8 protein-coding genes are annotated in these 9,434 nt (G+C 69.3%); 4 read left to right on the top strand and 4 right to left on the bottom strand.

Annotated features, from left to right (window positions below; genetic code table 11):
• The 3 genes from GTW40_RS12990 to GTW40_RS12980 form a co-directional block, all read right to left on the bottom strand.
• Positions 1-681: DUF4429 domain-containing protein (locus tag GTW40_RS12990; RefSeq protein ID WP_161180326.1), on the bottom strand; the 681-nt coding region annotated here is incomplete at its 3' end.
• Positions 682-748: 67 nt separating this feature from the next.
• Positions 749-1,969, bottom strand: a complete 1,221-nt coding sequence (locus GTW40_RS12985; RefSeq protein ID WP_161180325.1) for an alpha/beta hydrolase — start codon at positions 1,967-1,969, stop codon at positions 749-751.
• A gap of 146 nt (positions 1,970-2,115) precedes the next feature.
• The gene (locus GTW40_RS12980) at positions 2,116-2,742 is read right to left on the bottom strand and encodes a TetR family transcriptional regulator (RefSeq protein ID WP_161180324.1); all 627 of its coding nucleotides are present in this window, start codon (positions 2,740-2,742) and stop codon (positions 2,116-2,118) included.
• A 114-nt stretch (positions 2,743-2,856) separates the two neighbouring features.
• Here GTW40_RS12980 and GTW40_RS12975 point away from each other — a divergent pair, with 114 nt between their 5' ends.
• Positions 2,857-4,473 (top strand): MFS transporter, encoded by a 1,617-nt coding sequence (locus GTW40_RS12975; RefSeq protein WP_161180323.1) that lies wholly within the window; start codon positions 2,857-2,859, stop codon positions 4,471-4,473.
• Positions 4,474-4,592: 119 nt separating this feature from the next.
• On the opposite strand, the gene aceE is transcribed toward GTW40_RS12975, so the two are convergent.
• Positions 4,593-7,340 (bottom strand): pyruvate dehydrogenase (acetyl-transferring), homodimeric type, encoded by a 2,748-nt coding sequence (aceE, locus tag GTW40_RS12970; protein ID WP_161180322.1) that lies wholly within the window; start codon positions 7,338-7,340, stop codon positions 4,593-4,595.
• Positions 7,341-7,764: 424 nt separating this feature from the next.
• Here aceE and GTW40_RS12965 point away from each other — a divergent pair, with 424 nt between their 5' ends.
• The 3 genes from GTW40_RS12965 to GTW40_RS12955 form a co-directional block, all read left to right on the top strand.
• Entirely contained in the window at positions 7,765-8,205 is a 441-nt protein-coding gene (locus GTW40_RS12965) for a DUF3052 domain-containing protein (RefSeq protein ID WP_343245678.1), read from the top strand.
• Between the two features lie 160 nt (positions 8,206-8,365).
• Complete coding sequence (locus tag GTW40_RS12960) at positions 8,366-8,824, top strand: peroxiredoxin (protein ID WP_161180320.1); 459 nt, start codon at positions 8,366-8,368, stop codon at positions 8,822-8,824.
• Positions 8,825-8,979: 155 nt separating this feature from the next.
• Positions 8,980-9,434: TerD family protein (locus tag GTW40_RS12955; RefSeq protein ID WP_161180319.1), on the top strand; the 455-nt coding region annotated here is incomplete at its 3' end.

Below are 9,434 nucleotides of genomic sequence, written 5' to 3'. Positions count from 1 at the left end.
GAGCACGGCCGCCGCGAAGGGCAGCGACTCGTGCACCGGCCCGTAGCCGAGTCCGAAGACGACCGCCGCCGGGTCCTGGTCGGCCTGCGCGGGCGCCGCACCGGCGCTCTCAGGCCGCAGCAGCCGCAGATGCCCCTCGAAGACCTCCGGTGAACGCCACTCGACCCCGGTCAGCTCGGACACCGCGAACTTCTGGTCCCCCGCCTTCCACTTGGCCGAGGACGCGCCGGTCCAGGACCAGCGGAACCGCACACTCGTGCCGTCGAAGGACGCCTTGCCGTCGTACGCCTTGAACTGGAGCGGCGGCTCGGGCGCGGCGACCAGATAGCCGTCGGCGGGACCGGACTCGGTCAGCAGCACCTTCAGCTCGTCCGCGTAGTACTCGGCCAGGGTCTCCCGCTCGGCGGGCAGCACCAGCCGGTACGGATCGGTGTCCTCGGGCAGCTGTCCCGCGGCCGCCTCCATCAGCGGGTCGGCGCCCGCGCGCGGCTGCAGCTGGAGCGCGACCGTCCCCCGTCTGCCCCGCGTCAGCGTCACACCCTCAAGGGCGGCCAGCGGGACGCGCCGCTCACCCAGGGCCTGAAACAGTTTCGGTGTCCGTATCCCCCGTTCGTAACGGATGAGCACGGAGTCGGACTCGAACTCCCATACGGCATGAAAACCCGCCAGTACGTCACCCATGCGGCTCATCGTATGCGGCACGTGCTCCTCCGTCGCCACCCGCGCAGACCGCACTTCCTGCTCTCCTCTACGCGCGTCCGTCCGGGGACTTCTCCGGCAGACCGGTCCGGCACCCGGCGCCCCCGGCGGCACAGGTGACGGCGTCGTACGCCCCCACGCCGATCCTGGCCAGGTTGCGCAGGCTGTCCGTGCCCGGCTGGAAATAGCCGGCGTGGCCCTGCGCGTCGCCCGCCGAGAGCACGCGGGCGCCGAAGGCGCGGGAGACCGGGTCGGCCCCGTGCCCGAGGCCGCCGACCTCCAGATACGGCACGTCCCGCACCCAGTCGGTGGCGTCCCGCATGGCCCACACCCGGGCCCGGGTGCCCAGCTGGGCGGCCTTGGTGACCCGCATGCCGGGGCTCGCGGCCACCGCCACGTCGCTCACCCGCCGGGGCATGCCGTGCGCGGCGACGCCGCACAGCACCGAGCCGTAGCTGTGGCAGAACATCGACACCGGGGCCCGGCCAGGCAGGGCGCCGAGCAGCGCGTTCAGCCGGATGGCACCGTCCTCGGCGCGCATCGCGGTCGCCGCGTCCACGCCGATCCCGTCGGGCGAGGTGTAGTCGGCCCAGGCGATCACGGCGGTCCGGGTCCTCGGGCTCGCCAGGCGCTCGGCCGCGTGCAGGGCCTGCGCCATGCCGACCGGGGCGCTGTACTTGCGGTTCGTCCGCTGGAAGGTGAACAGATCGGTGTCCACACCGGGCACCACCACGGAGATCCGCTGGGCCCGGTCCAGGTTCCCGAACACCTCGGCCACCCGGCCGGAGCCGTCGGGATCGAAGGCCAGGATGTGCCGGCCGGGCTGCGCGAGCGCCTCGTAGCGCTGCATACGGCGGGCCGCGTCCTGCTGGCCGTACGTACTCAGCCGGCTGTCGTGCATCCGCTGCCGCGCGGTCTCACTCGCCTGGTCCAGCGCCACACGGTTCGCGTGATAGCGCAGGGTCACCGGGGCGCCGTTCATGTTGCCGACCGCGAGCGGATAGCGGTCGGCGAGCGCGAGGCGGTCCGCCGCGGTGAGCGAGGCGAAGAACGCCGCGAGCCGCGCCGGGGAGGAGGCCGTGGGGTCGGGCAGCCGGTGGCCGCCGATGCTGTCGCGCTCCCACTGGGCGAGCGAGGACCGCAGCGCGGTCGAGTCCCGGTGGGTGTGCAGCGCGGTCCAGCCGGTGGTCGCGAGCATCACGAACACGACGGCCATCGCGAGCAGCGCGCGCCAGACATTGAGCTGGGGGGAGGTGCCGAAGGAAGTCACTGGGAGGACACACTAGGAGAACGGGACGGTCTCGGGGGAACCGAGTGGCAGGGATCACGTTTCGCAAGTCGGGGGACGGGTTTCGCGGATCGTAGGACGGATCGAGATCGAAATCCCGGAACGATCTCGGTGATCCGGAAACGAATTCAGCCGGTCGCCCAGTTCCCGACCAGTGCGGGTCCCACCTGATCGAGGTACGACGCGGTCAGCTCGCGCATGGACTCCAGGCTGAAGTCCTCGCCCGTGCTCCACTGCTGCTCGGTGACCCGTATCACCCCGCAGAACACGGCCACCGCGAGCCGGGGCCGGGGATCGGTGTCCACGTCCACGCCCTCGCGCTCGGCGAGCACCCGGGCGAGGGTCTGCTCGGTGGCCGCCGAGCGGCGCAGATGGGCGGCGAGCAGCGCGGGCGTCGAGCCGATCATGCGGTACATCCGCAGATACAGCTCGACCGGCACGGACGTCTCGACCGTCTCCCGGATGGCGTCCCAGTTCTCCAGGATCGCCTGGCGCAGCGCGACCATCGGCGGCTCGTGCGCCGGGCGGGCGCGCACGGCCGCCACGAAGTGCGCCTCGGTCATGTCCTGCACGGCGAAGGCCGCGTCCTCCTTGCCCGCGAAGTAGCGGAAGAAGGTGCGCTGCGAGACGTCGACGGCCTCGGCGATCTCGTCGACGGTGGTCTGCTCGTACCCCCGCGTGGTGAACAACTCGAGGGCGGCGCGCACCAGCGCCTCGCGCGTACGCCGCTTCTTGCGCTCGCGCAGCGTCTCCATGGGCCTTCTCCTGTGAACGTCCTTCCAGCTCAGCCTATGCGCTGGGAGACACGCCGATGACCGGCAGGCGAATCGGTTTGTCAGCTGTCAGTGACTGTCACTAGCCTCGATCTCATGACTAGTCAGACCACCATCGACAAGGCGGGTCCGGGGGACGGTGCCTCCGCGGACGCGTCTGCACCGACTCCGGCGGGACTTCGCGGCCATCCCTGGTTCACCCTGATCACCGTCGCCGTGGGCGTGATGATGGTGGCCCTCGACGGCACCATCGTGGCCATCGCCAACCCGGCCATCGCCAAGGACCTGCACGCGAGCTTCTCCGACGTGCAGTGGATCACCAACGCCTACTTCCTCGCCCTTGCCGTCTCCCTGATCACGGCGGGCAAGCTCGGTGACCGCTTCGGCCACCGGCAGACCTTCCTCATCGGCGTGACGGGCTTCGCGCTCGCCTCCGGCGCCATCGGACTGTCCGACAGCATCCCGGCGGTCGTCACCTTCCGCGTCTTCCAGGGCCTGTTCGGGGCGCTGCTGATGCCTGCCGCGCTCGGCCTGCTGCGGGCCACCTTCCCCGCCGAGAAGCTCAACATGGCGATCGGCATCTGGGGCATGGTCATCGGCGCCTCCACCGCGGGCGGCCCGATCCTCGGCGGCGTCCTCGTCCAGCACGTCAACTGGCAGTCCGTCTTCTTCATCAACGTGCCGGTCGGCCTGATCGCCCTGCTGCTCGGCACGCTGATCCTGCTCGACCACCGCGCCGAGAACGCCCCACGCTCCTTCGACCTGCCCGGCATCGCCCTGCTCTCCGGCGCGATGTTCTGCCTGGTCTGGGCCCTCATCAAGGCCCCGGCCTGGGGCTGGGGCGACGGCCGCACCTGGGGCTTCATCGCCGCCTCGGCGCTGCTCTTCGTGGCCTTCGCCTGGTGGGAGACGAGGGTCGCCGAACCGCTGATCCCGCTGGGGCTGTTCCGCTCGGTCCCGCTGTCGGCGGGCGTGGTGCTGATGGTCCTCATGGCCATCGCCTTCATGGGCGGCCTGTTCTTCGTGACCTTCTACCTCCAGAACGTGCACGGCCTCAGCCCGGTCGACGCCGGTCTGCATCTGCTCCCGCTCACCGGCATGATGATCGTCGGCTCCCCGCTGGCGGGCTTCGCCATCACCAAGCTCGGCCCGCGCATCCCGCTCGCGGGCGGCATGACGCTCACCGCCGTCGCCATGTACGGCATGTCCACCCTCAAGGCGGACACCGGCAGCGCCACCATGTCGATCTGGTTCGCCCTGCTCGGCCTCGGCCTCGCCCCCGTCATGGTCGGCGCCACCGAGGTCATCGTCGGCAACGCGCCCATGGAGCTGTCCGGCGTCGCGGGCGGCCTCCAGCAGGCGGCCATGCAGATCGGCGGCAGCCTCGGCACCGCCGTCCTCGGCGCCGTGATGGCCTCCAAGGTCGACAACGACCTCGCCGGCAACTGGGCCGCCGCCGGTCTCCCCAAGCTCACCCCGGCCCAACTGGGCCAGGCCTCCGAGGCCGTCCAGGTCGGCGTCCCCCCGGTGACCAAGGAGATGCCCCCCGCCCTCATCGCCAAGATCACCGACGTGGCCCACGACACCTTCATCTCGGGCATGAGCCTCGCCTCCCTGGTGGCGGCAGGCGTGGCAGCGGTGGCGATCCTGGTGGCGTTGCTGACCCGCCGAGGAGAGAACGCGGAGGCGGGAGCAGGGGTGGGCCACATCTAAGTTCGGCAACTGTCGTGCTTTTAAGGGGCGCGGGGAACTGCGCGACCAGCCACGACGGTCGGACGGCCGCGCGATCACCGAACCACCAACGGCGATCGCGCGGCCACAAACTTCAGTGCCTAGGCATCTCCACCAGCTGCACCAGGCGCCGCCGCCTTCACATCCAGCAACTGGTACCGATCAATCGCCTGCTTCAGCACAGACCGATCGATCTTCCCCTCCTTCGCCAGCTCCGTCAGCACAGCGACCACGATCGACTGAGCGTCGATATGGAAGAACCGCCGAGCAGCCCCCCGAGTGTCGGCGAAGCCGAACCCATCCGCACCCAGGGACTGATACGGCCCAGGAACCCACCGCGAAATCTGATCCGGCACCGACCGCATCCAGTCGGACACCGCCACGAACGGCCCCTCACCCGTGCTGAGCTTGCGCGTCACGAACGGCACCCGCTGCTCCTCCTCGGGATGCAGCAGGTTGTGCTCCTCGCACGTCACCGCCTCGCGCCGCAGCTCGTTCCAGGAGGTCGCCGACCACACGTCGGCCCGTACGTTCCAGTCCTCGGCCAGGATCCGCTGCGCCTCCAGCGCCCACGGCACCGCGACACCCGACGCCATGATCTGCGCCGGGATCGCGCCGGAGTCGGCGTCCTTGAGCTTGTAGACGCCCTTGAGGATGCCCTCGACGTCCACGTTCTCCGGCTCGGCCGGGTGCCTGATCGGCTCGTTGTAGACGGTGAGGTAGTAGAAGACGTCCTCGCCGTGCGGATGTTCGGCGTCGCCGCCGTACATCCGGCGCAGCCCGTCCTTCACGATGTGCGCGATCTCGTAGCCGTACGCCGGGTCGTACGCCACGCACGCCGGGTTGGTCGAGGCGAGCAGCTGGGAGTGGCCGTCCGCGTGCTGGAGTCCCTCACCGGTCAGGGTCGTACGGCCCGCGGTCGCGCCCAGGACGAAACCGCGCGCCAGCTGGTCGGCCATCTGCCAGAACTGGTCGCCGGTGCGCTGGAAACCGAACATCGAGTAGAAGACGTAGACCGGGATCAGCGGCTCGCCGTGGGTGGCGTAGGCCGAGCCCGCCGCCATCAGCGAGGCCGTGCAGCCCGCCTCGGAGATGCCGTCGTGCAGCATCTGGCCGGTCGGGGACTCCTTGTAGGCGAGGAGCAGATCGCGGTCCACCGACTCGTACTGCTGGCCGAGCGGGTTGTAGATCTTCGCACTCGGGAAGAACGAGTCCATGCCGAAGGTGCGGTACTCGTCCGGCGCGATCAGCACGAACCGCTTGCCGATCTCCTTGTCCCGCATGAGGTCCTTCAACAGTCGCACGAACGCCATGGTGGTGGCGATGGACTGCTGACCCGAACCCTTCTTCACACTCGCGTACGCGTTGTCGTCCGGCAGCTCCAGCGGCTTCGAGCGCACGAGGCGCGTCGGGACGTACCCGCCGAGCGACTTGCGCCGGTCGTGCATGTACTGGATCTCCTCCGAGTCCCGGCCCGGGTGGTAGTACGGCGGCGCGCCGGACTCCAGCTCGCGGTCGGAGATCGGCAGGTGCAGCCGGTCGCGGAAGTGCTTGAGGTCGTCGACCGTCAGCTTCTTCATCTGGTGCGTGGCGTTGCGGCCCTCGAAGTTCGGGCCGAGGGTCCAGCCCTTGACCGTCTGCGCCAGGATCACCGTCGGCTGGCCCTTGTGCGCCTTGGCCGCCGACATCGCCGCGAAGATCTTCCGGTGGTCGTGGCCGCCGCGCCCCAGGTGCAGGATCTGGTCGTCGGTCATGTTCTCGACCATGGCGCGCAGTCGCTGGTCGTCGCCGAAGAAGTGGTCACGGATGTACTGGCCGGACTCGGTGGCGTACGTCTGGAACTGGCCGTCGGGCGTGGTGTTCAGCTTGTTGACCAGGATGCCGTCCCGGTCCTGGGCCAGCAGCGGGTCCCAGGTCCGGTCCCAGACCAGTTTGATCACGTTCCAGCCGGCGCCCCGGAACTGCGACTCCAGCTCCTGGATGATCTTGCCGTTGCCGCGCACCGGACCGTCGAGCCGCTGGAGGTTGCAGTTGACCACGAAGGTCAGGTTGTCCAGGCCCTCGCGGGCGGCGATCGACAGCTGGCCGAGCGACTCCGGCTCGTCCATCTCGCCGTCGCCGAGGAACGCCCACACGTGCGAGCCGGAGGTGTCCGCGATGCCGCGCGCCTCCATGTAGCGGTTCATCCGCGCCTGGTAGATCGCGCCGAGCGGGCCGAGGCCCATGGAGACGGTCGGGAACTCCCAGAAGTCCGGCATGGAGCGCGGGTGCGGGTAGCTGGACAGGCCGTCCGGGTACTTCGACTTCTCCTGGCGGAAGCCGTCGAGCTGGTTCTCGGTGAGCCGGTCGAGCAGGAAGGCACGGGCGTAGATGCCGGGGGAGGCGTGGCCCTGGAAGAAGACCTGGTCGCCGCCGTCACCGCCGTCCTTGCCGCGGAAGAAGTGGTTGAAGCCCACGTCGTACAGGGACGCGGAGGAGGCGAAGGTGGCGATGTGGCCGCCGACGCCGATGCCGGGCCGCTGGGCGCGCGAGACCATCACGGCCGCGTTCCAGCGGGTCGCGTTGAGGATGCGGCGCTCGATCTCCTCGTTGCCCGGGAAGAACGGCTCGCTCTTGGTGGGGATGGTGTTGACGTAGTCCGTGCTGCGCATCTCGGGCACGGCCACGCGCTTCTCGCGGGCCCGCTCGATCAGCCGGAGCATGAGATACCGGGCCCGCTCCCGGCCGCGCTCGTCCACCGCGGCGTCGAGGGAGTCGAGCCACTCCTGTGTTTCCTCGGGATCGAAGTCAGGAACCTGACTCGGAAGGCCGCCAATGATGATCGGATTGCGATCGGAACCGGAAGCCACGCTGTTCCTCACCTTTCGGAGGGCCTGGGCCATTTCTTCTCGGAAGACTTCGGGAGACTTCTTCTGTGAAGGACGTTCCCCATCGTGTACCTCGTCACGGCCCGCGTCACCCCGGTCGCGGCGTTCGCCCGGGGCAAAACGCGACGATACGCCCGCGGTGTGACGTGCTCGGCAAATTTGTTCGACTGTCGTAACCAAGGATGATTCTGAAGGGGGCATAACGGGCACATCGGTGTGATGTGGTTCCCCGGCAAACGGGATACGGTGCCATAAGCCGCTGCGGCGCCGCCGCCGCAGTCACCGTTTCGGCGGTCTGGACGGTCGGGTACTTGCGCGATCCGTCCCGCCCGTGTGGACTACGGCCAATGCTTCGCGTACGCGCGGAGCTGAGTTACTTCACCAAGACATGATCAGGAGGCAACCCGTGAGCGCGACCGCGGACCACGCGGAGGAGCGGACCAACCCTGCCGCCAGGCTGGGTTTCCAGCCCGGACAGGTGGTCCAGGAGATCGGCTACGACGAGGACGTCGATCAGGAACTCCGCGAGGCCATCGAGGAAGCCGTCGAAGGCGACCTGATGGACGAGGAATACGACGACGTGGCCGACGCCGTCGTGCTGTGGTTCCGTGATGACGACGGCGACCTCACCGATGTGCTGGTGGACGCCACCACATACATCGAAGAGGGCGGTGCCATCCTGCTCCTGACGCCGAAGACCGGCCGTACGGGGTACGTGGAGCCGAGCGACATCTCGGAGGCCGCGACGACCGCCGGCCTGACCGCCTCGAAGGGCGTCAGCGTCGGCAAGGACTGGAGCGGCTCGCGTCTGGCGACGCCGAAGGCCGCCAAGTCCGGCAAGCGGTAGGACAGCGCCGCCGAGCGGCAACCCGCCGGGCCCTGGGCTCCGTGACGGACCGGGCACACCCCCGGCCCGCCACGGAGCCCGTGGTGCGCGCTGCGTAGGGTGGGGTGGGAGCGGACTCCCGCCCCACCCCCCGTCAGCCCACCGAAGGGATGCAAGGACGATGGCGATCCAGGCCGGCGACAAGGCGCCCGACTTCGAGCTCAAGGACAACCACGGCCGCACCGTGAAGCTCTCGGACTTCCGCGGCGAGAAGAACGTGGTCCTGCTCTTCTACCCCTTCGCCTTCACCGGCGTGTGCACCGGCGAGCTGTGCGAGCTGCGTGACCACCTCCCGCAGTTCGAGGACCGCGACACCCAGCTCCTCGCCGTGTCCAACGACTCCATCCACACCCTGCGCGTCTTCGCCGAGCAGGAGGGCCTGGAGTACCCGCTGCTGAGCGACTTCTGGCCGCACGGCAACGTCTCGCGCGCCTACGGCGTCTTCGACGAGGACAAGGGCTGCGCCGTCCGGGGCACCTTCGTCATCGACAAGGAGGGCGTCGTGCGGTGGACCGTGGTCAACGGCCTTCCCGACGCCCGCGACCTGGGCGACTACGTGAAGGCGCTCGACGCGCTGTGAGCCGGTCCGGGGCGAGCGCCCCGGGGCCCCGACACCTGTGATCCTTCGGGTCCAGGGTCTGCGAGGGGCGGGAACCCGTCACTAGGATCGGCTCGTTGATCCCGTATCCGGAGTACGACGGGGCTCCCCGCCCCTGGACACCACATGGAGGACCCGTGGGAGTCAGCCTCAGCAAGGGCGGCAACGTATCGCTGACGAAGGAGGCCCCGGGCCTGACCGACGTCATCGTCGGTCTGGGGTGGGACGTGCGCACCACGACCGGCACCGACTTCGACCTCGACGCCAGCGCGCTGCTGCTGAACACCGCAGGCAAGGTCGGCAGCGACCAGAACTTCGTCTTCTTCAACAACCTCAAGAGCCCGGACGGCTCCGTCGAGCACACCGGCGACAACCTCACCGGTGAGGGCGAGGGCGACGACGAGCAGATCAAGGTCAGCCTCGTCACGGTGCCCGCCGACGTCGACAAGATCGTGTTCCCGGTCTCGATCTACGACGCCGACAACCGCCAGCAGTCCTTCGGCCAGGTCCGCAACGCCTTCATCCGCGTCGTGAACCAGGCGAACGGCCAGGAACTGGCGCGCTACGACCTGAGCGAGGACGCCTCCACCGA

Source organism: Streptomyces sp. SID4985, assembly GCF_009863025.1.
GTDB lineage: Bacteria > Actinomycetota > Actinomycetes > Streptomycetales > Streptomycetaceae > Streptomyces.
The sequence above is the reverse complement of the archived record's forward strand: the minus strand, read 5'-3'. Positions and strand labels throughout refer to the sequence as shown.

What these genes read in the sequence shown, in the direction of transcription:
- GTW40_RS12975 (WP_161180323.1), top strand. Translation starts at nt 2,857, where the DNA reads ATGACTAGTCAGACCACCATCGACAAGGCGGGTCCGGGGGACGGTGCC.
- GTW40_RS12980 (WP_161180324.1), bottom strand. Translation starts at nt 2,742, where the DNA reads ATGGAGACGCTGCGCGAGCGCAAGAAGCGGCGTACGCGCGAGGCGCTG.
- GTW40_RS12960 (WP_161180320.1), top strand. Translation starts at nt 8,366, where the DNA reads ATGGCGATCCAGGCCGGCGACAAGGCGCCCGACTTCGAGCTCAAGGAC.